This window comes from Actinoalloteichus sp. GBA129-24, from assembly GCF_001941645.1.
GTDB classification, from domain to species: domain Bacteria; phylum Actinomycetota; class Actinomycetes; order Mycobacteriales; family Pseudonocardiaceae; genus Actinoalloteichus_A; species Actinoalloteichus_A fjordicus.
Genome location: NZ_CP016077.1, coordinates 378,190 through 402,357, shown reverse-complemented (window position 1 = coordinate 402,357; position 24,168 = coordinate 378,190). Strand labels below are relative to the sequence as shown.

General features: G+C 67.9%; 20 protein-coding genes. 14 read left to right on the top strand and 6 right to left on the bottom strand.

All coding sequences use genetic code 11. From position 1 onward, the window contains the following. Positions 1-590 precede the first annotated feature (590 nt). Together UA75_RS01775 and UA75_RS01770 are read right to left on the bottom strand one after the other, a co-directional pair. Positions 591-1,691, bottom strand: coding sequence for a LacI family DNA-binding transcriptional regulator (locus UA75_RS01775; protein WP_075743301.1), 1,101 nt, complete (start codon positions 1,689-1,691; stop codon positions 591-593). A gap of 471 nt (positions 1,692-2,162) precedes the next feature. Continuing rightward, positions 2,163-3,212 (bottom strand): LacI family DNA-binding transcriptional regulator, encoded by a 1,050-nt coding sequence (locus UA75_RS01770; protein WP_075738294.1) that lies wholly within the window; start codon positions 3,210-3,212, stop codon positions 2,163-2,165. 281 nt (positions 3,213-3,493) lie between these two features. On the opposite strand from UA75_RS01770, the gene UA75_RS01765 reads away from it, so the two are divergent. The 7 genes from UA75_RS01765 to UA75_RS01735 all read left to right on the top strand — a co-directional run bounded on the left by UA75_RS01765 (position 3,494) and on the right by UA75_RS01735 (position 11,043). Further along, positions 3,494-4,747: an extracellular solute-binding protein gene (locus UA75_RS01765; protein WP_075738292.1), complete on the top strand. Its 1,254-nt coding sequence runs from the start codon at positions 3,494-3,496 to the stop codon at positions 4,745-4,747. A 223-nt stretch (positions 4,748-4,970) separates the two neighbouring features. Continuing rightward, positions 4,971-5,849, top strand: a complete 879-nt coding sequence (locus UA75_RS01760; protein ID WP_083683895.1) for a carbohydrate ABC transporter permease — start codon at positions 4,971-4,973, stop codon at positions 5,847-5,849. Then, on the top strand, positions 5,846-6,748 hold the full coding sequence (locus UA75_RS01755; RefSeq protein WP_075738288.1) for a sugar ABC transporter permease: 903 nt from the start codon (positions 5,846-5,848) through the stop codon (positions 6,746-6,748). Before UA75_RS01760 ends, UA75_RS01755 begins: the two co-directional genes overlap by 4 nt. A gap of 124 nt (positions 6,749-6,872) precedes the next feature. Continuing rightward, a complete protein-coding gene (locus UA75_RS01750; protein ID WP_075742218.1) occupies positions 6,873-7,961 on the top strand; it encodes an ABC transporter ATP-binding protein in 1,089 nt (362 codons plus the stop codon). A gap of 140 nt (positions 7,962-8,101) precedes the next feature. Beyond that, on the top strand, positions 8,102-9,196 hold the full coding sequence (locus tag UA75_RS01745) for a metal ABC transporter solute-binding protein, Zn/Mn family (RefSeq protein WP_075738286.1): 1,095 nt from the start codon (positions 8,102-8,104) through the stop codon (positions 9,194-9,196). A gap of 177 nt (positions 9,197-9,373) precedes the next feature. Continuing rightward, positions 9,374-10,195 (top strand): metal ABC transporter ATP-binding protein, encoded by an 822-nt coding sequence (locus UA75_RS01740; protein WP_075738284.1) that lies wholly within the window; start codon positions 9,374-9,376, stop codon positions 10,193-10,195. Between the two features lie 29 nt (positions 10,196-10,224). Beyond that, positions 10,225-11,043 carry a metal ABC transporter permease gene (locus tag UA75_RS01735; protein ID WP_075743300.1) on the top strand — a complete coding sequence of 273 codons (819 nt, stop codon included), beginning with the start codon at positions 10,225-10,227 and terminating at the stop codon, positions 11,041-11,043. 215 nt (positions 11,044-11,258) lie between these two features. Here UA75_RS01735 and UA75_RS01730 read toward each other — a convergent pair whose 3' ends face one another. Then, complete coding sequence (locus tag UA75_RS01730) at positions 11,259-12,608, bottom strand: alginate O-acetyltransferase AlgX-related protein (protein ID WP_198042901.1); 1,350 nt, start codon at positions 12,606-12,608, stop codon at positions 11,259-11,261. A 391-nt stretch (positions 12,609-12,999) separates the two neighbouring features. Between UA75_RS01730 and UA75_RS01725 the strand changes: the two genes are divergently transcribed. After that, complete coding sequence (locus tag UA75_RS01725; RefSeq protein WP_075738282.1) at positions 13,000-13,629, top strand: class I SAM-dependent methyltransferase; 630 nt, start codon at positions 13,000-13,002, stop codon at positions 13,627-13,629. A 723-nt stretch (positions 13,630-14,352) separates the two neighbouring features. On the opposite strand, the gene UA75_RS01715 is transcribed toward UA75_RS01725, so the two are convergent. Both UA75_RS01715 and UA75_RS01710 read right to left on the bottom strand, forming a co-directional pair. Next, positions 14,353-15,129 (bottom strand): inositol monophosphatase family protein, encoded by a 777-nt coding sequence (locus UA75_RS01715; protein WP_198042900.1) that lies wholly within the window; start codon positions 15,127-15,129, stop codon positions 14,353-14,355. Further along, positions 15,126-16,013 (bottom strand): DUF5919 domain-containing protein, encoded by an 888-nt coding sequence (locus UA75_RS01710; RefSeq protein ID WP_075738276.1) that lies wholly within the window; start codon positions 16,011-16,013, stop codon positions 15,126-15,128. Before UA75_RS01710 ends, UA75_RS01715 begins: the two co-directional genes overlap by 4 nt. A 182-nt stretch (positions 16,014-16,195) precedes the next feature. Between UA75_RS01710 and UA75_RS01705 the strand changes: the two genes are divergently transcribed. The 6 genes from UA75_RS01705 to UA75_RS01680 all read left to right on the top strand — a co-directional run bounded on the left by UA75_RS01705 (position 16,196) and on the right by UA75_RS01680 (position 22,756). Beyond that, the gene (locus tag UA75_RS01705) at positions 16,196-16,681 is read left to right on the top strand and encodes a hypothetical protein (RefSeq protein ID WP_075743298.1); all 486 of its coding nucleotides are present in this window, start codon (positions 16,196-16,198) and stop codon (positions 16,679-16,681) included. Between the two features lie 435 nt (positions 16,682-17,116). Next, complete coding sequence (locus tag UA75_RS01700; protein ID WP_157433937.1) at positions 17,117-17,551, top strand: hypothetical protein; 435 nt, start codon at positions 17,117-17,119, stop codon at positions 17,549-17,551. A gap of 471 nt (positions 17,552-18,022) precedes the next feature. After that, positions 18,023-19,555 carry an FtsK/SpoIIIE domain-containing protein gene (locus UA75_RS01695; protein ID WP_075743297.1) on the top strand — a complete coding sequence of 511 codons (1,533 nt, stop codon included), beginning with the start codon at positions 18,023-18,025 and terminating at the stop codon, positions 19,553-19,555. After that, entirely contained in the window at positions 19,552-21,201 is a 1,650-nt protein-coding gene (locus tag UA75_RS01690) for a replication initiator (RefSeq protein ID WP_075738272.1), read from the top strand. Before UA75_RS01695 ends, UA75_RS01690 begins: the two co-directional genes overlap by 4 nt. 20 nt (positions 21,202-21,221) lie before the next feature. After that, positions 21,222-21,419, top strand: coding sequence for a helix-turn-helix domain-containing protein (locus UA75_RS01685; protein WP_075738270.1), 198 nt, complete (start codon positions 21,222-21,224; stop codon positions 21,417-21,419). 44 nt (positions 21,420-21,463) lie between these two features. Continuing rightward, a complete protein-coding gene (locus UA75_RS01680; protein WP_083682851.1) occupies positions 21,464-22,756 on the top strand; it encodes a tyrosine-type recombinase/integrase in 1,293 nt (430 codons plus the stop codon). Here UA75_RS01680 and UA75_RS01675 read toward each other — a convergent pair. Further along, on the bottom strand, positions 22,728-24,161 hold the full coding sequence (locus UA75_RS01675; protein WP_075738268.1) for an MBOAT family O-acyltransferase: 1,434 nt from the start codon (positions 24,159-24,161) through the stop codon (positions 22,728-22,730). The genes UA75_RS01680 and UA75_RS01675 overlap by 29 nt on opposite strands. Positions 24,162-24,168: the final 7 nt, after the last annotated feature.

The window sequence follows — 24,168 nt, the reverse complement described above, 5'->3', positions numbered from 1 at the left end:
CGTCTGTGGGGAGGCCGAGCGGTTCTGCGACGGGCGCGGCAGGAAGCTCGCCGAGGAGTCGGGACACGCCGACGACGGGATGTGGTCGGCGGAGCAGCCGCCTACGCGGGCGGACTCGAGGTCGGGCGGGAGAGGTTCGACCGACGGGGTGGGAACCGACGACGGTGGCCGGGCGCCGCCCCGGTGTCGTCACCACGACGACCCGACGCCGACGTCGTCGCGCGCCGACCCTGCGACGGCCGAGACCGCCGCCCGTGGCGACGACACCTTCACAGCGTCCGGCTGCACCGCAGCGCGCGGGTAGGCCGGTCCGCCGACCACCGCAGGTGAGCGGAGCCGAACACACCGGCGGCCGCTGCCGAAGCCGACCGCCGCCTCGCCGAGGGCTGATGTCGGGTGCGGGCGGGCACGTGGAAGTCGACCCGCCGGCCCCCTGCGATCGGAGACAAGCGCTGTCGGCAGCCGACGGGCTTAGGCGCGCAGGCTGGGAGCCGGCGTTCGGATCGAGCCCTCCTCAGCAGGCTCGGTTCTCCCGCCGGACCGCACGTGCCGGTCAGTGCCGGGCAGTGCCAGATTTCGGGGATCGGAGGTCAGGGACCGAACCAGCGTTCTTCTGCCGTCCTCGGCGCCGCCGAGGTGGTTCCGATGATGAGTTCGGTCGGCAGCGTGACCCGACGCGGCCTGCCGTGATCGGTCGGGTCGGTGAGCAGCCTGCCCGCCGCGAGGCCCTTCTCCCGCACCGGCTGGCGCACGGTGGTGAGTCCGATCCGTTCCGCCTCGGCCACGCAGTCGAAGCCCGTGACGGTGAGGTCGTGCGGAACGCGCAGTCCTCGGCGAGTCGCCTCCTGAATCGCACCGAGCGCCAGGATGTCCGAGGTGCAGACCACCGCCGTGATCTGCGGATCACGATCCAGGAGCTGGGCGGCAGCGGCGGCGCCGTTCTCGACGTCATGGTCGAAGCGCTCGACCACCGACACACCCGACCAGTCGACGCCGACGGAGGCGAATGCCTCGGCGAGCCCGGCCAGGCGCGCGCGTTGCACGTGGAAGTGCGCGCCGCGCTGTCTGGTCTGCGGAACGACGTCGTCGTTGCGATCACGGCTCAATCGCATGCAGATCACGCCGATTCGCCGATGCCCCAGCGCGATGAGGTGCGCGGCGACCTCGGTCATCGCCGCATGGTCGTCGATGCCGACGGAGTCGAACAGCTCCAACTCCGGCTGATCGCACACGACGGTCGGCACCGGCCGCTCCAGCACCGCGGCGAGATGCGGATCGTCGTCGGGAACCGAATAGACGACGAATCCGTCGACGCCTGCCCGCTGTACGGCCGCGACATCCTCGCGTTCCGGATTCGCGGGCACCAGCAGTAGTCCCTGGCCCGCCGTCTCGCAGGCCAGGGCAAGCCCCTCCAGGAAGCTCACCGCCGCCGGATCGCGGAAGGCGTAGGAGAGGTTCTCGGTCAGCAGCAGTCCGACTGCACCGGCCTTTCGCGTCCGCAGTGAACGCGCCACCGGGTCGGGTCCGGGATAACCTAGACGCCGCGCGGTCTCCAGGACTCGCCGACGAAGCTCAGGAGAGAGCTGGTCAGGGCGGTTGTAGGCATTGGACACGGTGGTCCGTGAGACCCCGAGTTCTGCCGCCAACGAAGCCAAGGTAGCCGGGCGGCGGGCATTCATTGACCGCGCCATGAAGTGACCGTAACGGTCCAGAACCAACAGGTGAAGCATGCGCGACGCTCACCACTAGAACGAATGCATTTCCGCAGTTCAGCACCCCCGGTTGGGCGAATAGTGGTTCAGACCAATTTGCCTAATAGATCGATATGTGAATCACGAAATTCCTGCTGGCCTACGGGGGTGCCGCCGAGTACCGGGATCTCGCGACACGGCACGGCCTGCCGCGACACTCCGAACGAACCGTCCGCCCCGCCGAGTGGTCGGACGTCGCCGTCGACTGATTCGCCTGCACCGCAGGACGATCGGGCTCGAGAACGCCGTGCGGATGTCGCGCACCCTCGGCGCGGGCGCGTCGGATCGACTCGGACGTCGACAGACTCCGCTCTCCCGGTCACGACAGGCCGGCCTGCCTGTCGCGCGGCGGGCGCATCCGCCCGGCCCGGGGGAGCCGTCTCCCACCGCCCGGCGCTTCGCCGAGGTGCCTCACCTGGCGGGCGGTGCGGTGGACTCCCGGACCACCAGGCGAGGACGGAACACCCGGCTGAAGGTGTCCGCGTCCGCGTCGGACTCCGGCTCCAGGCGCTCCACCAGTTCCGCGACCGCGGCCGCCGCCATCTCGCCGATCGGCTGCGCCAGCGTCGTCAACGGCGGGCCGCAGTACGCCGCCAACGCGCTGTCGTCGAAGCCGACCACCGAGAGGTCGGCGGGCACCGAGCGGCCCTGTCGCCGTGCCTCGGCGACCACGCCCAACGCCATGTGGTCCGAGGAGCAGATGACGCCGGTGACCTCGGTGCGGCCGAGCAGCTCCCGCAGTGCGTTGGCACCCCCGGTCGCGCCGTAGGGGGCATGGGCGACCAGTTCCGGCCGCGAGGCGTGCCCGGCCTCCTCCATCGCCGCCGCCCAGCCCGCGTGCTTGAGCCGGGAGGGCAGCGAATACGCCGGGCCGCTGACGAAGCCGATGCTCCGGTGGCCCAGTTCGAGCAGGTGTCGGGTGGCCGTGTAGCCGGCGAGCTGCTCGTCGACCCGGACGTCCGGCACGTTCAGCGATGCCGCGCCGCCGTTGACGAACACCAGCTGCACGCCGTCGTCCACCAGCCTGCGGTAGTGACTGCGCACTCGACCGGCCTCGCCATCGGCGGCGTTCTCCTGGTTGGTGATGTCGGGAGACACGAAGATCATCCCCTCGACGCCTCGGGTGAGCAGCATGCGCACGTACTCCTCCTCGCCGAGCCCCTGCGGACTCAGCGAGCGGGTGTTGCACAGCATCGATGCGTAGCCCGCACTGGCCGCCCTGGTCTCCAGCGCCTCGGCGAAGGCAGGGAACACCGGGTTGGACAGCTCGGGAACGAGCAGACCGATGACTCCGGTCCGCCGCAGCGCCCCGATTCCCCGCGAGGTGTAGGGGATCTCCGCCAACACGGTGAGCACGCGTCGCCGAGTGTCCTGGTTGACGCCTGCCCGGCGATTGAGCACCCGGCTCACCGTCGACACGCTGACCCCCGCCGCTCTGGCGATCTCCGACAGTCCAGCCACTCGGCCGCCTCCTCTCCCTGATCGCACCAACCCGATGAGAGCAGCCTGCCGATCGTCGCAATTTTTTGCAACCACCCGGCCCCATACTGCCCGCCAATCGCGAGCCGGAGACCCGCACACTCAGCTCAGGGCAGCCTCGTTACCAGTTGGTTACCGCCAGTCCCTTGACGTGACCTACGCAACAGGAGTGCAATCCGCGTCAACGAATCTGCAAAAGCTTTCAGTCATCGACCTTCTGCGATGCGCGCGGCAGGTCCTCTCGGGAGGGTACGACAGCAACGATGCGACGTAGAACTCTCAGCACCATGTCCGTCATGGGGCTGGCCTCGGCATTAGCACTCACCGCCTGTGGTTCCGGCGGCGACGCGAGCAGCGGTGACGGAGCCGTCGTCTTCTGGGACACCAGCGGACCCGCCGAGTCGCCGGTCTTCGCCCAGCTCGCCGAGGACTGCGGCGAGGCGGGCGGCTATCAGGTCGACATCGAGCAGGTGGCCTTCGATCAGGCCCTGAACAACTATCGGAACGCGGCCCAGGGCGGGCAGGGGCCGGACGTCTTCCGTGCCGAGGTCGCCTGGGTCCCCCAGCTCGCCGAGGGCGGCCTGATCCAGGACCTCTCCGAGACCGACCTCGCCGACTCCGCCGACTTCCTGGCAACCCCGTGGAGTTCGACGCAGTACGACGGACGAACCTACGGCGTTCCCCAGGTCACCGACACGCTCGCCCTGCTCTACAACCGGGAGCTGCTCGCCGAGGCCGAGGTCGAGCCGCCGACGAGCTGGGCGGAGCTGGCGGAGTCGGCACCCGCACTCGGCGGCGAGTCGGCGATCTTCCTGAACAACGACGCCTATTACGCGCTGCCCTTCATCTACGGCGCGGGCGGCGACCTCGTGGACACCGAGGCGCAGGAGATCCTGGTCAACTCCCCCGAGGCCGTCGAAGGCCTGGCCACCGCCAAGGAACTGCTCGACGACGGCGCCGCGCAGACCGCATTGGACCAGGGCAACTCCTACGGCAACATGAAGGCCGCCTTCGTCGCGGGCGACGTCGCGATGATCATCGACGGCCCGTGGGCGGTGGCCGAGCTGCTGGAGGGCGAGGCGTTCGCCGATCCCGAGAACCTGGGGATCGCCCCCGTGCCCGGGCCCGCCGACGGCGACGGCAACTCCCCGGTCGGCGGTCACGACTACGTGATCCGACAGGGCAGCGCGGTGACCGAGTCCGCACAGGACCTCATCGCGTGCCTGAGCAGCACCGAATCGCAGATCACCGTCGCGACCGAGCTCGGTCTGCTGCCCACCCGCGAGTCGGCCTATGAGGACCCGGCCGTCTCGGCCCAGCCGATCGTCTCGGCCTTCTCCCCGGTGATCGAGCGCGCGCACCCCAGGCCCTGGATTCCCGAGGGCGGCGAGCTGTTCGACCCGCTGAAGATCGCCTACTCCGACATCCTGGCGGGCAACGTCGAGCCGCAGGACGCGCTCGACGAGGTGGCCACGATCTACCAGGACACCATCCTGACCGAGTACACCGCCAACTAGACGACCGCGCCGCAGGTCTCTCCCGCGCCGCACGCGGCAGGCGCCCGAGACGGACACCCAGCGACCGGACCAGGCACAGGCTCGACTCGGCGGCGTCGCACACCCTCGCGCGAGCGCGACGCCGCCGCTGCCATTTCACTCCGCTGCCGCTTCACTTCGCCGACGAGCAAGGAAGGACGACACCGTGCGTCGGTTCCTGGACCGATACTGGTACGCCTACGCCATGGTGCTGCCGGTCGTGGTGGTGATCAGCGTTCTCGTGCTCCTGCCACTGGGGCAGGGCCTCTTCTTCACCTTCACCGACATCAACGAAGGCAACATCGCGAACCCGTTCCTGGACCGGCCCTCCACCTACGACGTGGTGGGGCTGGCCAACTACCTGAACGTGCTCTCCGGCGAGCCCGCCTACGGCGCGTTCTGGGCCACCCTGGTCCGCACCCTGATCTGGACGTTCTCCGGCGTCTTCTTCCACTACGTCATCGGCCTGGGTCTGGCGATGCTGCTCAATCGCCCCATGCGGTTCCGCAGCATGTACCGGGTGCTGCTGATCCTGCCCTGGGCGGTGCCCGCCTTCATCAGCGCGTTCTCGTGGCGATACCTCTTCAACGCCGACTACGGCCTGATCAACTGGGCATTGGAGTCGGTGGGGCTGCCGACGCCGGTCTGGCTGGGCCAGTCGAACATCGCACTCGTCGCGGTGATCATCGTCAACGTGTGGCTCGGTGTGCCCTTCATGATGGTCGCGCTCCTCGGCGGCCTCCAGGCCATCCCGGCCGACCTGTACGAAGCGGCGGAGATCGACGGCGCGACGCCGTGGCAGCGGTTCGTCCACGTCACCGTTCCCGCGCTGCGGTCGGTGTCGAACACGGTGATCCTGCTCGGCGTCATCTGGACCTTCAACATGTTCGCCGTGATCTACCTGATCACCGGGCCGAACCCCAACACCCGAATCCTGATCACCTACGCCTTCGAACGATTCTTCTCCGGCGCCACCAGGGATTACGCCATCGCCTCCACCTACGGCGTGCTGATCCTCTCGGTGCTGCTGGTCTTCGCCACCGTGTATCGCCGCGCGCTCAAGCGGCAGGGGGAGGTCTGGTGAGCATCGACGCCGCATCCTTACAGGTCAGCAGGCAGGCAGCCGCGCCGAGGCGATCCACGCGGACCCGGCGGTCCCGACTCGCGAGCATCGGACTGCACGGCACGCTGATCGTCGCCTCGTTCATCGCCGTCTTCCCGGTCTTCTGGGTGCTCGTGACCTCGTTCAAGCCCGACTCGCGGGCCATCGAACCCACTCCGACGCTGTTCAACGAGTCCAGCCTCGCCAACTACCGGGCGATCCTCGCGGGCGAGAAGGGCGACTTCCTCGCCTGGTTCGGCAACTCGGTGGTGATCGCCGGACTGACCACCGTGATCGGGCTCTTCCTCGCCTCCACGACCGCCTACGCGGCCAGCAGGTTCAACTTCCCCGGCCGCCGAGGCCTGCTGCTGGGCTTCCTGCTGATCCAGATGTTCCCGTTCGCGGTGTTGATCGTGCCGCTGTACAACATCCTGCTCGCGCTGGGGCTCCAGGGATCGACCATCGGTCTGGTGCTCGTGTACTGCACCACGGCGGTGCCCTTCTGCACCTACATGCTCAAGGGCTACTTCGACACGATTCCCGTGGACATCGACGAGGCGGGCCGGGTGGACGGCCTGTCGCCCTTCGGCGTCTTCTGGCGGCTGGTGCTGCCGCTGTCCCGGCCGGGGCTGGCGGTCACCGCGTTCTACGCCTTCCTGACCGCGTGGGGCGAGGTGGCGTTCGCTTCGTCACTCCTCTCGGCGGCCGACCAGTCCAAGACGCTGGCAGTCGGCCTGCAGGTGTTCGTCCAGCAGAACCGGACCGAGTGGGGACATCTCGCTGCCGCATCAATCCTTGTCGCGATCCCTGCGGTCGTGGTTTTCTACCTGGTACAGCGCTTCCTGGTGTCCGGCCTCGCGGCCGGCGGCGTCAAAGGGTAATCGAACAAGAACCTCACGTAGCGGCAACGATGCTGCGGGCGGAATGTCGACCGGACCAACCGGCAGGCAGGGGTCCAGCCCGGCAGGTCGGAGTTCGCTACCTATCGCGTGGAAGGTGCAGCAGATGGCCGATGTGGCTTACAGGGGTGCTTCTCGGGTGTTCGCGGGAACGCCCCCGGTCAAGGCCGTGGACCAGCTCGACCTCGAGGTCGCCGACGGCGAGTTCCTCGTCCTGGTCGGCCCCTCCGGCTCCGGCAAGTCCACCGCCCTGCGCATGCTCGCCGGCCTGGAGGACATCGACGAAGGCGCCATCCAGATCGGCGGCCGCGACGTCACCCACACCCCACCCAAAGGCCGCGACATCGCCATGGTCTTCCAGTCCTACGCCCTCTACCCCCACATGACCGTCGCCGAGAACATGGGCTTCGCCCTCAAACTCCGCCGCATCCCCAAAGACCAGATCAAAGCCAAGGTCGACGAAGCCGCCCGCATGCTCGACCTCACCCCCTACCTCGACCGCAAACCCAAAGCCCTCTCCGGCGGACAACGCCAACGCGTCGCCATGGGACGCGCCATCGTCCGCGAACCCTCCGTCTTCCTCATGGACGAACCCCTCTCCAACCTCGACGCCAAACTCCGCGTCGAAACCCGCGCCAACATCGCCGCCCTCCAACAACGCCTCGACACCACCACCATCTACGTCACCCACGACCAGGTCGAAGCCATGACCATGGGCCACCGCGTCGCCGTCCTCAAAGACGGCCTCCTCCAACAATGCGACACCCCCCGCACCCTCTACGACGCCCCCGCCAACGCCTTCGTCGCCGGCTTCATGGGCTCCCCCGCCATGAACCTCAAAACCGCCACACTCCACCCCGACGGCGCCCACCTCGACGGCCTCACCATCCCCCTCACCACCACCACCCGCACCACCCTCGACACCGACACCGTCACCATCGGCATCCGCCCCGAAAACCTCCACCTCACCACCACCGAACCCGGCATCACCCTCACCGTCGACCTCGTCGAAGAACTCGGCGCCGACGCCTACGTCTACGGCACCACCACCGCCGACACCCCCGAACGCTTCATCGTCCGCGTCGACTCCCGCACCCCACCCACCATCGGACAACAAGTCACCGCCACCCTCACCACCCCCGACCACACCCACCTCTTCCACCCCACCACCGGACACCGCATCACCACCAAGTAACACCACACCGGCGGGGGCTCCGCGCTGCTCCGTTCGGCGACAGGCTTGCGTCACAGCCACCCGAACGGAGTACAGCTAGCGGCTACACTGGATTGACTATCGTTTCCATTTTCGAGAGTCAGTCTCAGGAGGCCGACGCGATGAGATCCCGGACGAGGCGACCCGGTGCCCTGGTGGGCGGCCTGGCGGTCACTGTGCTGACGCTCGCGGCGTGCGGTGACGGCGAGTCCGCCCAGCAGGGCGGGGCCGACGGCGGGTCGCTCCGGGTGGCGGCCTCCACCAACGTGTGGGGCAGCGTCGTTCGCGCGGTCGGCGGGGACGAGGTCGAGGTCGTCGCGCTCATCGACGACCCCTCCGCCGACCCCCACTCCTACGAGGGCACTCCGCGTGACGCGGCCGAGGTGCAGGACGCCGACCTGGTCGTGCTCAACGGCGGCGGCTACGACGAGTTCATGACTCGCATCCTGGACTCGGTCGGGTCGGACAAGCCCACCGTGAACGCCGCGGAGCTTCTCGGACTGGACGACGACCACGGGACCGATGACGAGTCCCCCGACGACGACAGTGCGACGGGGCCGGGCGGCGAGCCGGTGCCCGCGCCGCCGGACGACGAGACCGAGGGCGCTGCCGACGACGAGCACGCCGACGAGGACGGGCACGCCGACGAGGACGACGGGCACGGACACGACGGACACGAGCACGGCGACGGCAACGAGCACGTCTGGTACGACGTCGCCACCGTCGGCGCCGTGGCCGAGGCGGTGGCCCACGAGCTCGGCGAACTCGATCCGGACGGCGCCGAGACCTACACCGCCAACGCCGAGGCCTTCCACAACGAGATCGACGAGCTGGGCAGCCACATCGATGCCGTCGGAACCGAACTCGACGGCGAGGCGCACATCCTGTCGACCGAGCCGCTCGGTCAGTACCTCTTCGCCCGCGCCGGTCTGCACGACCTCACGCCGCCGGACTTCCTGCGCGCCGTGGACGCCGAGACGGACCCGCCTGCGGCGGCCATCGCCGAGATCAACGAGGCGGTCGACGGGGGCGGGATCGACGCACTGGTGTTCAATCCACAGACGGAGACGGCCGTGACCAGCCAGGTCCGCGAGCGGGCCGAGGCGGCGGGCATCCCGGTGGTGGAGTTCACCGAGACGCTGCCAGAAGGCGAGCAGGACTACGTCGCGTGGATGACGGGTCAGGTAGACGCCCTGTCCACTGCGCTGACGCCCTGAGGGTGGTCTCCACGCCTCGCCTGCGGTGCGTATCGAGCCGCTCGGCGATCCGGGGACGAGGCGACCGCGCAGCGGTGCGGGCAGGATTCGAGCGCTGCGCAGTCAGTGCAGGACTCGGCCGCCACGTGGTCGAGCACCGGCCGCCACCGGGCGGCCGCCGCAAGGACGAGGACAGTGATGACATCCGGCTCCCAAGACCCCACCGCGCTGCGCCTGCGGTCGGCCACCCTGGCGTTCGGCGAGCGGACGCTGTGGGACCGACTCGATCTGGAGGTGGCCCCCGGCGAGTTCCTCGCGGTGCTGGGCCCCAACGGCTCCGGCAAGACGAGCCTGCTTCGCGTGCTGTTGGGCCTGCAGCCGCTGACCAGCGGATCGGTGCAGATCGGCGGTCTTCCCGCAGGTAAGGGAAATCGACGGATCGGGTACATCCCGCAGCAGCGCACCATCGAGCCGACGCTGACCGTCCGAGGCCGCGACTTGGTCGGGCTCGGTCTCGACGGGCACCGTTGGGGCCTCGGATTCCGGGGACGCGCCGAGCGAAGGCGCCGCGTCGACGCGGCATTGCAGTCGGTCGGCGCCGACGCGTTCGGCGATCGGCCGCTGGGACTGCTCTCGGGCGGCGAACAGCAGCGACTCCGGGTGGCGCAGGCCCTCGTCGGAGATCCGGCGCTGCTGTTGTGCGACGAGCCGCTGCTCTCCCTCGACCTCGCCAGCCAGCGGATGGTGAGCGAACTGGTCGCCGACTCCGCACGACGCAAGGACGCCGCCGTCCTGTTCGTCACCCATGAGATCAACCCCGTGCTGCCGGTCGTCGATCGAGTGCTCTACCTGGTCGACGGTCGCTTCCGCATCGGCACCCCCGACGAGGTGATGACCTCCGAGACGCTGTCCGAGCTGTACCGGACGCCGGTCCAGGTCATCCGGCTCGCCGATCGAATCCTGGTCGTCGGCGGCGAGAACGGTGCCGCCCACCACCACCCCGCGGAAGGGACTCCGTGAATCTCGCCGCCCTCTTCGACCTCGAGACCATGTTCCGGCTGCTCCAGCTGGACTTCGTCCGACAGGCACTCCTGGCGGCCGCGGTGCTCGGGCTGGTCTCGGGCGTGCTCGGCCCGCTGGTGGTCGCCAGGAACATGTCCTTCGCGGTCCACGGCACGGCCGAGCTGGCCTTCACCGGGGCCGCCGCCGCACTGCTGCTGGGGCTGAGCGTGGGCGTCGGCGCCCTGGCCGGCGCGGTGATCGCCGCAGTGATCCTCGGCGTCCTCGGCAGGCGGGGCAACGAGCAGGACTCGGTGATCGGCGCGGTGCTCGCGTTCGGCCTCGGTCTCGGCGTGCTGCTGCTGTGGCTGTATCCGGGGCGGGCGTCCAGCAAGTTCAGCCTGCTGGTCGGGCAGATCGTCGGCGTGGACTCGACCGATCTCGCGCTGCTGTCCGGGGCGTCCATCGCGGTGATCGTGGTCTTCGCGGTGCTGTATCGACCGTTGTTGTTCGCCAGCGTCGACCCCGAGGTGGCGCTCGCCAGAGGCGTCCCGTTGGCCTGGCTGACGCCGGTCTTCGCGGTGCTGGTCGGCGTCGCCACCGCCCTGGGCGTCCAGACGGTCGGCGCGTTGCTCGTCCTCGCCTTGATGGTCACCCCTGGTGCCGCCGCCGCTCGCGTGACGGCCAACCCGGTGACGGCGACCGTGCTCGCGGTGATCTTCGCCGAGGCGGCGGTGTTGGGCGGAATCGTGCTCTCGCTCGCGCCCGGCGCTCCGGTGAGCAGCTTCGTCACCGCGATCTCCTTCACCATCTACCTGGTGTGCAGGCTGATCGGGCGTTACCGGCTGCGCCGCGTCGGAACGGCGTGAGCCGAACCGCCGGTCCTCGCCGCTGACGGACCCGCGCCAGGAGCGCCTGTCATCGGTCCAGCCCCGCCGTGAGCGAGGATCGGCGTGGATCAGCTGCACGGGGCCGGAGGAAGCCGGCACGGAGCCATGGCGACCGACGAGGACGCAGATCGCCACAAGGGCCCGCCGCAACAGGACGGCAGGGATCACCGCCCGCCCCGGCGACGGTCGAGCACTCAGGGCCGGGGCCGCGCCGCCAGCGCCGCCCCGATGTCGGCGATCACCCCTGGATCAAGGAACGGCGTGACACCACCCGCGATGAGCCGCTCCACCGACTGCACGACGATCACGTCGCCGTCGGCCAGCATGTCGAGCATCGCCGCCCGATCACTCTGCGCGGCCGTGTAGTTGACGAGGCTCAGGTCAGAGAAGACGCCGGGCAGATACCGGCTGGTGGAGACCATGAAGGAGTCGCCGAGCATGGCGACGGGCTCGGCGATCATCCCCGGCATCGGCTCCCCCTCGAACCGCACCGGCTGCTCGAAGCGGTGAATTCTCGGCCCGGTCCGGTTCAATTCGCCGTCCGGCCGCAGCCGGTAGCGCATGCCGCTCTCCTCGGTGGGCCTGCCCTGCATGACCGCCAGGTCGGGCGTGTGCGCCGCCGTCCCGTCACGATCGATCACCCAGCTCTCGGAGCCGCCGGGGTCGATCTCCTGCGCGACGGCGCGAAGCGCGGCCAGCGCGCCCTCGTCCGTCCAGTGGGTGTCCATCCGGTAGTAGGCGGGACGGCCGTCGCCGATCTCGGGTCGCCGCAGCTCGGCGCGCAGGTCGAGCGCGCCCGTCTCCGCAGGCACCCGTTCCCAGAACTCCTCGGTCGCCTGTCGCGCGCAGTCGAGGTCGGGATACGCATCAGGCAGGTGCTCCGGCACCACCGTCGACTTGTCCGGAGCGATCAGGATGACGAGGTCGCGGCCGGAAGCCTCCACCACTCGACGCAGTTCTCGAAGGCTCGCGATGGACTGATCGAGATCCCGATACGGGGTGCACTTCCCCTCGATGTCGTATCCGAGGTACAGCCAGCCGTCCTTGCCCTCGATGACCTCGCTGGACTCGGCCAGGATCAGCGATTCGGTCAAGTCGGAGGGTTCCTCGGCACCCGAACCCGGCGACCGCTGATCGCCGGGGGGCGGAGCGATCGGACCCGGCAGTTCGACCGGAGCACCGCTGCGTCCCCTCGGCTCGGCGAAGATCCCCCGGCTGACGACGTCGGCGGCCTGCACGGCCGCCTCCCGGAAGACGAGGTGGTCGACCGCCCACTGCGGCATCCCGGTGAACAGGCCCCAGCCGTCCGCAGGGGTGGGCAGGGCCACCAACGGCCGGTTCTCGATCTCGGCGGCCCGGACTCCCACCGCGTAGGCCGCCAACGGTGCCGCGAAGAAGACCGCCCCCGCGATCAACGCGGTGAGCTGTCGTCCGCCATGTCGAGGCCGGTACAGCGCGTGTTCCCTCGGCAGCCAGGACTCGTGCACCGCAGGCAGCACCGACGACTCCGGCACCTCGCCTGGAGTGCCCTCCTGGAGCGTCACGTTGTACACGGTAGCCATCTACGCGGCCCCGACGAACAACCCGCAGCAAGCCTTGACCGAGTCGGAACGTGCCGGGGTCGCCGCCGCGACGACGCGGGGGACCCCGACATCGCCGAGCCGCGGTCGGATTCCTCGCCGCCGATTCCGCCGATCTCCGACGGCACGCGGCGGGGAACGGACGATTCAGCCCGGCCACACGATCAGTCCGTGCCGATTCGCCGGGCACGCCATCCGCGACCACCTGTGAGGGCGACGTTGTCCGCAGGCCCCGACACCGCATGCTGTTCTGTGGGAACACACCGATCGGTATACCTAGCGGAATGTCATCGGCGCAGTGCAGCCACCGAGAATTCCATGGCTACCGAGCAGAATCGGCGCCTAGAATCGGTCGGTGACAAACCGGGCCGCAGCATTCGATGCCCTCGCCCCCGGCTACGACGAGGACGGCTCGCACAGCGCGCTGGCCGAGACACTCGTCGCCGGGCTGCCCCCAGCCGCTGCGACCACTGCGACTTTGACGGTGCTCGACGTGGCCACCGGCACCGGCGCCGCAGCCTTCGCGGCACTACGACACCTGGACCCCGCACACGTCGTCGCCGTCGACGTCTCCGAAGCCATGATCGACCGAGCGCGAGAGTCCGCTGCCATGGCTGATCCGGCCGGCCGGATCAGCTGGCAACGCGCCCCCGGCATCCCTGCGCCCGCCGCCGCGCGCAGCGTGGACCTCGTGCTGTGCGCCTCGGCGCTGCACTTCCTCGGCCGGGCAGCCCTCCACGACTGGCTGCGAGTCCTGCGCCCCGGCGGGCGCGCCGCCTTCACCCTGACCGCCGCAGGATACTTCCGGCCATCCGGCGCCTTCGCCGAACTGGTCGCCCCAGACCTGCCGATTCCGGCCGACGAGCAGCAGGCCGCCGACCTTGCCCTCGCGGCGGGCTTCCGCGAGGTCGTCGCCCGCCGACACGAGGTCACAGGCGACCGACCCAGGGTCGTGTTCCTTGTCTACGCCGTCGCCCCGGCCTGAGGCGGTCCGCACCACGCTGCTGCCGAACCTGCCTCCGACGCGCCGAGCCGGAGATCCGGCCGAGCCGACAGCCGAGCACACGGACGAGCGCAGTGCCGTCGACGCCGATGACGGTGCAGGCGACGAGCACCGTCGTACCGCAGGCCCATCGGCGAACGCGCGGGCCGGGAGCGACCTAAGGAGCCGAAAACGCGGTGTTCAGCACCGCACGGGCTAGAACTGGTAGTAGTGAGCACGAGGACGGCGCACCTGCGGATTCCTGAGTTCTCAAACCGTTGACCTGCGCGAACGTGCTCACCCGTTCTCACTCGTTCTGAGCGGTTTCCGACGCTAGACGGCCTGGGGACGGCCTGAGGGACGGCACTGTTGATCTCACGGTGCCGTCCCTTCCGCATGTCCAAACATGGCGGTGATGGGAACCCGGTGGCAAGGCGGCGGAGCCGTCGCGGCAGTCGAGCGCCATGACCAGCTCGGCCAGGATGACCCCCTCAGCGCTCTGTTGGACCGGTGCGGCCTTTCAGTCCTGCTCGGCCTTCTCGCGCGTCGTCTGCGGTGGCGCATCCCGGAACCCGGCGGCTGGGCGTCGGCCAGACCGAGGACGCGCGGCAGCGCGCCCGCAGGGCTGAGCCGGGCGCCCGGCCTGCCTGAGGTGACCGGCCAGCGCGTCGCCGCAGGCGACGCGCCTTGATCCCCTAGAGCTGGATTCGGCAACGATTCACTCTGTCACCTGCCGATCGGGAGAACGAGTTTCGGCGTGCGTGCGATAACCGAGTTGGATGTCAGGGTGTAGGCCGCGCCTTCGATGTCAGTGAGTGTCGCGCCGGCTTCGGCGGCGATCAACACACCCGCTGCGGTGTCCCATGTCTTGTTAGAGGTCATCACCATGGCGTCGGTGCTGCCATCCGCGACGAAGGCGAGGTCCAGCGCGGCGGACCCGAACATGCGGACCCGCTCGACTACGGCTACCAGACGTTGTGTGAGAGCGAATCGGAATGAGTTCTTCTGGGCCGATTCTACGCCTGTCGCGTAGTCGCCGATGGACACGATGGCCTGAGCTGGATCGTCGGTGTCGCTCACCCTGATTCGTTCTCCGTTGAGTGTCGATCCCTCCGATTTCACAGCCCGGTACCGGCGGGAGAGAAAGGGAGCGTCGATCACTCCTACTGCGGGGCTTCCGCGACGAATGAGAGCCAACGAGGTAGCGCAGAGCGGTAGCCCGTGAGTGAAGTTCGAAGTCCCGTCGATGGGGTCGAATGCCCAGAAATCACCGTGCTCGTAGTCGACACCTCGACCCCCCTCTTCCTCGCCGAGGAAGCCACATTCGGGAGTCTGCTCGGCGAGGAACTTCCGGACTCGCCGTTCGATCTCGAGATCTAGTTCGGACACCAGATCTCGGTCGCTCTTTGCGCTGACGACCCCTGGCGCACCGTGCGCGAGCAGGGAACCTGCGATGGAAATCGCCTCGTCTGCGATCGAGGCAAGATCGGTCAAGCTCTTCACTCGGCAACCTCTCGGGCGCGACCCCATAGATCAACATAGACCTGGGTGAAAGTGGCGAAAAGGCCGGCGACGTCGTCCCGCTTCTCGATGACGAACGTCGGCGACTCAACGCCTCGGGAGTTCGGAAGGTAGGTCTGCACAATGCAGATTCGATCATCGATAGTGGTGATGTTGAATCGAACCACCTCGTCATAAACGCGAATCTGCAAGTTCTCCCGAACTGCGGGATCAAGTTTCGTCCGCAGTCGCGTGAGGGCGCTGACATTGGCCGCTGTGAGAGATGACAGCGTGTCGACCGGGTGCCCTTCGTCTTCATTCCGAATCTTGATGTACTCGCCGTCCGGGTCCAGGAACAGGGCTTCGACGGTACCGCCGTTCGAGATCATCTCGAGAATCGACCGGTCGCTGTACTGCTGGCAGAAGACGTTGAGCGAGAGCCCGGCCATGCGAATACTCTCCGCGCCGTCAAACAGGCGGTGCGGCGGTATCTGCTGGGCGAACTCCGGGCGGGATCCGAACACGGCGGCGACGTCCTCCATCCCATGCACGGATGCCTGTGCGACGACCGGCGAGCGTCCCGGCACAGTAGCGATCCTGTCCGCCGGGTCTGGAACGAACTCGATCCCTCCTTCATAGGGCTCGAACAGGGCCTCGGCAGTCCACTCGGGAAACATGAGTTCGAGGATTCGGCAGTGATGCGCGTACGGCAGCCCCCGGAGATCGCCGGACAACCAGCGGTAGAACTGCGTCTTGCTGGGCCAACTTCGCACCAGATCAGGCGCTGCCGCTTTGGCCTGTTTGTCGTACTCCTTGCAGAAGGCCGTGTGTCCCTGCAAGTGCCGCTTACGGAGTAAGACCTTGAGTGCGATCGGGGCCTTGACCATCTGGGCGTCCCTCCGTGATCGGCCACTGAGGACGCCACCCTAGCAGCCAGACGGGTCAAAGACGGGACTACAGGGGATCAAGGTGGCCTTCACGGGACACGGACGGTGTCGTGAGCGGACCGAGATCAGCCGAATCTAGGGATGTGCCGCAGAACAGCCGCACCAGACGAGAGGTGGTCGCCGTGGCGATTCCCAAGGGACATCGTTTCCCCATCGACTTCGATGAAGCGTTCCCGCAAGGGCTCGTGATGGTCGGGGAGATCGTTCCCGATACCGAGTACCAGTCGCGAGAAGACAAGGCCAGCGGGCGCCCGGTTCGCCAGCGCACCGACGAGGTGAGCGGAGCACGTCAGTGGCGGCTCTCGGTCACCGACCCTGGTGAGACGAACGCCAAGCGGGCGTCCTTCAGCGTGACGCTGCTCAGCGAGGTTGCGCCCGTCCCGACGTCGGCGGAGGTGCTTCCCGGCATCCGGCCGATCGCGCTGGACGGACTCACCGCCGAGCCTCGGCTCAGTGGCACGGGTGAGTTCAAGTACCAGGCGTACGCGTTCCGCGCATCGAGGTTCCGTGCTGTCGATGCCGGTACCGGTCAGGGCTCGGGTAACGGCAAGGCTGTGTCTGGCGCGGGCTCGTCGGGGTCCGGTTCATCCGCAGCCAAAGCCGCGTGACTCGGAGACGTGCCGTCGTGTTGCACGCGGTATCTCCGCAGCAGGTCCGTTCCTGGGAGTCGGCCTATCGCCGATATGGGGCGGCTTCCGACCGGGTGGCCCTGGATCGAACCGTCGAAGCAGCACGCGAGATGGCCGAGGCATCCGCTGCTGTGGCGGCAGCGTGGCGCGCGATCTACCGAGGATCGTCACAACTGCCGTGGTGGGTGCTCGCTGCCTTGGACGCCGCCGCATCGGCGTTCGACCAACAGTCCCGTGACTGGCTCGCTCGATCTTCCTCGTCGCCGGGCGGGTTGCCGCCGCGAGACATCACCAGACCAAGCCAGCGCACGCATCGTCGGATCGCTCCAGCGCCAGAGGGGGAAACGCCGTGGAAGTGACCTGCATACAGCCCTGCCTCTACCCGCGCGGCAAGCCCAGGAAAGGAAGGCAACGATGAATCAGCAACCTATTCCCCGGTTGGTGGCCATCCCCGAGGCCGGCTCGACTGCGGTGTTCTTCGCGAACCTCCCCGGTCACGGACCGATCTTCCTGATGGACCTGGGCTCAGTGCACGTGGAGGTCCCGGTGTTGACGCACCCGGCGGGGCGCGCGATGACTGCTGATCTGCTGCGGGCCGTCGCCTTCTCGGCGAACCGTGCCATCGAGTGGCTGGAGGAGACAGCGGGGCTGGGTGCGGGCTCGTTGGTCGTGCAGGAACCACGACCGCCGGGCGGGATGACCTCCGGGTACCGGGAGATTCGGGGTCAGTGGAACGAGGACGCGCGGCCTGGTGACGTGGTGCCGCAGGGTCGTCACGCCTGGCCGGAAGACCCCGAACAGCCAGGGATGACCTCGGAGGAGCGGCCTGATCCGGGGTGGCGGTCGTGAGACGGCTGCTCGCCTGGTGGCGGCGTCACGTCGGTCGGTTCTGTGCCCGTTCGGGGTGTCGTGCGTGGGTGCGGACGCCTCGGTGGCTGTGCGAGGACTGCCGGGCCACGGTGCGGCCGATGGGGGTGTCACCGGGGGCGTTTCGCAACTGTCACCCGAGTGACTGAGAAGACCACCCGCTGAACTAAGCGGGGGTGTGGGAAAGGAAAGGCGCAGAGGCGGTTATAGGCCTGGAAACCGGCCGCCTCTGCGCTGTCCACTTCAACCTCTATTAATCGGAGTGAACAACTATGAGCTTAGAGCAACCACCCAGCGTGTCAAGTTCTCACGGACGGTCAGTTCCCCGCAGGTGTTCTGCCTGCCACAAGTTCGGCAAGTTCGCCCCCGGCCGCACCTGGTGTCTGCGGTGCCTCGGCTGGCTGCCCCTCGACTTCGGTCCGGCCGTGAACACCACCGTGCGGGGTGGTCGGGATGCCTGAGCGCAGTCGGTGGATCGACCCGGCACCGTTGGAGGTTGCCCGGCCGAGGTTGCCGTGGTGGACACACTCGCCCCGCTGGGCACTGCTCCTGGTGGCGCCGCTTGTTGCGGTCGGCTTGGCGGTGTGGCTGGTCGTGGTCGTCCTGCGGAAGGCTGTCCGGTATCCGGTGGCCTTCGCCGTGGTCCTGGTGCTCCTCGTCGTCTGGCGCTTGTCGGGTTGGCCTGCGGCCCTGGTCCTCGGGGCGGTCCTCGCCCTGGTGTTGGTCGGCTGGTGGTGGCGGTTCCGCCGGTCGTTCGTGCGTCTGGTGCTGGCTGAGGTGCGCTCGGAATGGCGACGGCTCACCGTGTATGCACCCGTGTGGCATCGGACGATGCGGTTCTGCCACCTGGAACGGACCGTGAACCGCAAGACCCACGTCCCGGTGTTCGTCCGAGTCCGGGCCGACGGGTGGCGGGACAGGGTCACCGTGCGCCTGTTGCACGGGCAGGCACCGGGCGAGTTCGAGGTACGCGCCGAGGCTCTCGCGCACTCGTTCGGCGCCCGCTCGTGTCGGATTCGGGTGATCGGTCCTCGTCGGATCGTCCTGGATCTGTTGCACGGTGACCCGCTGACCCGACCGGTATCGCCTCCTCCGCTGCCTGACGCCGCCGACGACGCGGCGGGCTGCACTGCCAAGGACTTGGAGCGGGTTCCGGTCGGGGTGACCGAGGCAGGCAAGACGTGGCTGCTGAAGCTCCTCGGCTCACATGTCCTGGCTGTCGGTGCGACCGGGGCAGGTAAGGCCTCGGTGGTCTGGTCCCTGCTGTGGTCTCTCGCTCCGCTGCTGCGGTCGGGGGTGGTCCGGGTGTATGGGATCGATCCGAAGGGCGGGATGGAACTCGGCAAGGCCCCCGACCTGTTCCACCGCCTCGTGTTCAACAACGGCCTAGAAGCCGCCGAACTCCTCGAAGACGTCGCCAACGAGGTGAAGCAACGGGCCGAGTCGTTCCGGGGCCGGCGGCGGGGGTGGTCTGTCGACTGCGGCCAGCCGTTCCTGCTCCTGGTGGTCGATGAGTTGGCCGATGTCGTGGCCTACCAGACCGACCGCAAACTCAAAGAACGCGCCAACTCCGCCTTGCAGACCATCACCTCCCAAGGACGGGCACCCGGCGTCTGCGTCATCGGCGAACTGCAAGACCCCCGCAAGGAAGTCCTGTCCTTCCGGCATCTCTTCCCCACCCGGATCGCACTGCGAGTCGACGAACCCGGCCAGGTGGACATGGTCTTGGGCGACGGCGTCCGGGAACGTGGCGCGGCTGCTCACGAGATTTCAGAGACGACTCCGGGCGTGGCGTGGGTGAAGTACACCGACCGACGCGAACCCCTCCGCGTCCGCGCGTTCCACGTCACCGATACCGACCTGGATCGACTCGTGGAGTACGTCACCGGGGCGGCCTCCGCCGAGCAGTCGGCGATCGTGCACACCTTCCCGACACGGCCAGAGATTCCGAGTGCAGACTCGGTGAGGCGGGGTGAGGCCGCATGAGCACCGACCTGACCACCGTTCCCGGCGACGTGCAGGGCTTCACCCGTGCCGAGCGGATGCGCCAACCCCTCGCCGGGAAGGTCCTGGAAGCCACGGCAGATCACCACGGCGTGTGCATCCGCCCGTTCATGATGGAAACCGTCGACTACGACACCGGCGAGATGCGCTATGTCGGTGTGCCGTGCGGCTCGACCGTGGAATCTCAGTGCGGGCCGTGTGCTCGGAAGGCTCGGGCGTTGCGGCAGACCCAGTGCCGCGAGGGATGGCACCTGACCGACGAACCCGACTTCACCCAAGAACCCGCCACAGAGCAGCAGAGACTACTCGTGGCCTATCGGGCGGACCTGGTCGCCGAGTACCGCAAGGCCGTCGCCGAGGGTGCCGAGACCGACGCAGAGGAACTCCGCGAAGCGATCCACACCGCTGATGCCGACCTGCGCAACCTCGGCGTCCGGGGCAAGCTGCCCAACCCGGACGCCCCGGTCACGGCGGTACGCAAGCGGTCTACCCGGCGTCGGCAGGACGCGCCGAACCTTCCTCGACGGCGGGTGGAGAAACGCACCCTCGGCCGCGAGTACGCGGGGAAGTTCCGACCCTCCATGTTCCTCACGCTCACCCTCGACACCTACGGGCGAGTCCGCAAGGACGGCACCCCCGTGGACTTCGCCACCTACGACTACCGCCGAGCCGCACGCGACGTCGTCCACTTCGCGGCCCTGGTCGACCGGTGGTGGCAGAACCTTCGCCGCTGTGTGGGCTGGGACGTGCAGTACTTCGCGACGGTGGAACCGCAGAAACGCGGGGCGCCACACCTGCACGCCGCACTACGCGGCACCATCCCCCACTCGGTCGTCAAAGACGTCACAGCGGCGACGTACCACCAGGTGTGGTGGCCCAACCACGACCAACTCGTCTACGACGGCGACCGGCTGCCCGTCTGGGATCACGAACGGCGATCGTTCACCGACCCCGACACCCGGCTACCACTGCCCACCTGGGATGAGGCCGTCGCCGAACTGGACGCACCCGCGCACGTCTCGACCTTCGGCGAACAAGTCCACTCGAAGGGCATCCTCGGCGGCACCCCGGAAGCCGGACGGCACATCGGCTACCTGACCAAATACCTCACCAAATCCGTCTCCGAAGTCGTCGAACAGGACACGACTCGGCAGCGCGAACACGCCGACCGGCTTCATGCCGAGCTGGCCGTGACGCCGTGTTCCCCCCGGTGCCCGATCTGGCTCCGCTACGGCATCCAACCCCTCGGCGCCCGGTCCCAGATCGCCTCGGCGCACTGCAAAGGCAAAGCCCACCGACGCACCACCCTCGGCCTCCCCGGACGCCGAGTCCTCGTCTCTCGGAAGTGGTCCGGCAAGTCCCTGGCAGACCACCGAGCGGACCGGAAACGCTTCGTCGTCGAGACCCTGGCCGCCGCCGGAATCGAGAAACCACCACAAGACACCTCGCGGCTGGTCTGGCAGAAAGTCCGACCCGGCGACCCCGGCGTACCACCACGCGCACACGTCCTCATGCACGCCATCTCCGAACGCCTCACCTGGAAAGCCGAATACGACCGCGCCCTACTCGCCGCACAACCACCACCAGGCGGTGACACAGAACTTTCGGCAACTCCACACGCAGCCTGACCACCAGGGGGAACAACGCCATGACCACGACCCGGCTCGAACCACTCTGGACCGTCGAGGACGTCTCGGCCTACCTCGGCATCCCGGTCAAGACCCTCTACCAGTGGAACTGGCGCGGCGAGGGGCCACCCGTCCGCAAGATCGGCCGCCACCTCCGCTACGACCCCACCAAAGTCTGCGCCTGGGCCACCACCAGCACCGACACCGCTGCGGCGTGACAAGAGCCGATCCTTCCGCAATCCGACGAACAGGAGACACACCGATGGGCCACATCCAAGACCGTTGGTGGGCTGAGATCCCCGACCCAGATCTTCCTGGTAAGAACCAACGAGTCAAGACCGACCTGCACGGCCGAGGACTCCGCTACCGCGTTCGGTACTTCGATCCTGCTGGTACGGAAAGGTCCAAGTCCTTTCCCGATCGCCAGAAGCGTCTGGCCGAGCAGTTCCTCATCTCAGTCGAGAACGACAAGAAGCAGGGCACCTACCTCGAACCCGACGCGGGCAAGATCCTCTTTCGTGACTACGCCGAAGAGTGGCTGGCGGGTCAGTCCTTCAAGAGCACGACACGGGTCAACGTGCCCTCCCGCTTGCGAAGCCAGGTGTATCCCTTCCTCGGCGACCTACCGCTACACGCGATCAACCCGAGCAAAATCCGCCAGTGGATTCGATGGATGACCGACAGACGGACGGCACCCAGCTACCGATCTGTCTGCTTCATCCACGTCTCGTCGATCTTGAGCGCGGCCGTCGATGACAAGCGGATTCGGACGAACCCTTGCAAGGCCGCGTCGATAACCAAGCCACAGCCCCAACCGCCCAAGGTCGTCCCCTGGACCGATGCCCGTGTCAAGGCCGTACTCCTCGCCCTCCCCCATCGAGCACAGATCACCGTGCCGCTGGGGGCGGCGTGCGGGCTTCGTCAGGGTGAGATGTTCGGCTTGTCTCCGCAGGACATCGATCGGCGGAACAACGTCCTGCACGTGGTCCGGCAGATACAACAGGTCAACGGGAAGTTGATCTTCTGTCGGCCGAAGCGCGAGAAGAGTCGGACCGTGCCACTGTCTGCCGGGACGTTGAGACGGCTGGACGCGCATCTGGAGGCCTTCCCCGCACAACAGGTGACTCTGCCGTGGAACGACGTCACCGGAGAACCCGTCACCGCCGATCTGCTCATGACCGACGACTGCGGACAGGCGTACTGGCGCCAGGCCTTCAACCGTGACCTTTGGAAGCCCGCCTTACAGCGCGCGGGAATGACCACACCGGAGAGGAAGGACGGCACTCATGCACTCCGCCACTACTACGCCTCCGTGCTGCTCGACAGCGGCGAGTCGGTCAAGGCCCTGTCCGAGTATCTCGGCCACGCTGATCCCGGCTTCACACTGCGGACCTACACCCACCTCCTGCCGTCCAGCCATGAGCGGGCTCGGCGAGCGCTCGACGCACGACTTGGTGACGCTGACGGCCTGGAGACGGCCTCACCGAGCGAAGACGAGCATAATCCCAGTTCAGAGGCTCGTGACGCTAGAACTGGTAGTAGAGGAACGGGCTGAACGTCCCGGTGGCCACGAGGATCGCCGCGTACCAGAGGCCGACCGTCAGCAGCGCCACCCGCAGCACCGCCGCAGGCCGGGACCGCGCCGACTCCAGGTACGGGCCGGTCACCGACTTGGCGGGCAGGAAGAACGCGCTCAGCGCCGCCACCAGGATCAGCAGCCGCTGGTTGTTCAGCGCATCGCCGACCTCGATCGACAGACCGTCGAGATCGGGCACCAGCATGTTCCCGAGCACGTTCATCGCCGCAGCCATGTCCGGCGACCGGAACACGACCCAGCCGATCGTGACCAGGACCGTGGTCAGCAGCCTGCGAGCGATTCGACCGCCCTGGCTTGCGGGAGCACGATCGCGCCCGGTGGCCCGCTCGAACACCAGCAGGGCGCCGTGGAACACCCCCCACAGGACGAACGTCCAGGCGGCGCCGTGCCAGAACCCGGTGAGCAGGAAGATGATCCAGAGATTGCGATACGTCTGCACCGCCCCATGCCGATTGCCGCCCAGCGGGATGTAGACGTAGTCCCGGAACCAGCGGGACAGCGACATGTGCCACCGTCGCCAGAATTCGGTGACGGTCACCGAGGAATAGGGCCGGGCGAAGTTCTCCGGCAGGCGGAATCCGAGCATCCGGCCTAAGCCGATCGCCATGTCCGAGTAGCCGGAGAAGTCGAAGTAGAGCTGGAGGGTGTAACCGATCGCCCCCAACCAGGCGATCGCGAAGGTCATATCCTCAGCGGGCGTGTTGAAACACGCGTTGACCACCGGCGCCAGCGAATCGGCGACGATGACCTTCTTCGCGAGACCGAGCGCGAACCGGGGCAGCCCGGCGGCGATGTCGTCCAGCCGGTGACTGCGTTGCTGCGGAAGCTGGTCGGCGATCTCGCGATAGCGGATGATCGGCCCGGCCACGAGTTGCGGAAACATCGCGATATAGGTGACGAACGAGACCGGATTGCGCAGCGCGGGTCGCTCGCCCCGATAGATGTCCACCACATAGGAGATGTGATGGAAGGTGTAGAAGGAGATACCGATCGGCAACGCCAGCTCCACCACCGGCAGGTCGGCGCCGAACCAGCTCGCGAGCACGGCGGCCTGTTCGGTGGCGAAGCCGGCGTACTTCCAGACGAAGAGGATCGAGAGGTTGAAGCTGATCACGCCGATGAGCAGCCAGCGTTTACGCCGCCGTTCCAGATCCCATTCGTCCGGCTGTAATGCGGGCGCGACCAGATAGTTGACCACGATGCACGCCAGCAGCAGGAGCGTGGTTCCGCCCGCGCCGCTGGCATAGAACACCAGGCTCGCCACCGCGATGACGCCGTTGCGCCAACTCCGGGGTGCGATCAGCACTGCCAGCAGGACGGCAGGCATGAAGTACCACAGGAACAGCGGACTGGCGAACGACATCCTCGGC

Bases quoted from the DNA above. Each gene is read 5' to 3' on its own strand.
- UA75_RS01700 (WP_157433937.1), top strand. From the start codon at position 17,117: ATGAATCAGCAACCTATTCCCCGGTTGGTGGCCATCCCCGAGGCCGGC.
- UA75_RS01735 (WP_075743300.1), top strand. From the start codon at position 10,225: ATGTTCCGGCTGCTCCAGCTGGACTTCGTCCGACAGGCACTCCTGGCG.
- UA75_RS01765 (WP_075738292.1), top strand. From the start codon at position 3,494: ATGCGACGTAGAACTCTCAGCACCATGTCCGTCATGGGGCTGGCCTCG.
- UA75_RS01675 (WP_075738268.1), bottom strand. From the start codon at position 24,161: ATGTCGTTCGCCAGTCCGCTGTTCCTGTGGTACTTCATGCCTGCCGTC.
- UA75_RS01775 (WP_075743301.1), bottom strand. From the start codon at position 1,691: ATGGCGCGGTCAATGAATGCCCGCCGCCCGGCTACCTTGGCTTCGTTG.
- UA75_RS01690 (WP_075738272.1), top strand. From the start codon at position 19,552: ATGAGCACCGACCTGACCACCGTTCCCGGCGACGTGCAGGGCTTCACC.
- UA75_RS01680 (WP_083682851.1), top strand. From the start codon at position 21,464: ATGGGCCACATCCAAGACCGTTGGTGGGCTGAGATCCCCGACCCAGAT.
- UA75_RS01745 (WP_075738286.1), top strand. From the start codon at position 8,102: ATGAGATCCCGGACGAGGCGACCCGGTGCCCTGGTGGGCGGCCTGGCG.
- UA75_RS01710 (WP_075738276.1), bottom strand. From the start codon at position 16,013: ATGGTCAAGGCCCCGATCGCACTCAAGGTCTTACTCCGTAAGCGGCAC.
- UA75_RS01760 (WP_083683895.1), top strand. From the start codon at position 4,971: ATGGTGCTGCCGGTCGTGGTGGTGATCAGCGTTCTCGTGCTCCTGCCA.
- UA75_RS01740 (WP_075738284.1), top strand. From the start codon at position 9,374: ATGACATCCGGCTCCCAAGACCCCACCGCGCTGCGCCTGCGGTCGGCC.
- UA75_RS01695 (WP_075743297.1), top strand. From the start codon at position 18,023: ATGCCTGAGCGCAGTCGGTGGATCGACCCGGCACCGTTGGAGGTTGCC.
- UA75_RS01750 (WP_075742218.1), top strand. From the start codon at position 6,873: ATGGCCGATGTGGCTTACAGGGGTGCTTCTCGGGTGTTCGCGGGAACG.
- UA75_RS01685 (WP_075738270.1), top strand. From the start codon at position 21,222: ATGACCACGACCCGGCTCGAACCACTCTGGACCGTCGAGGACGTCTCG.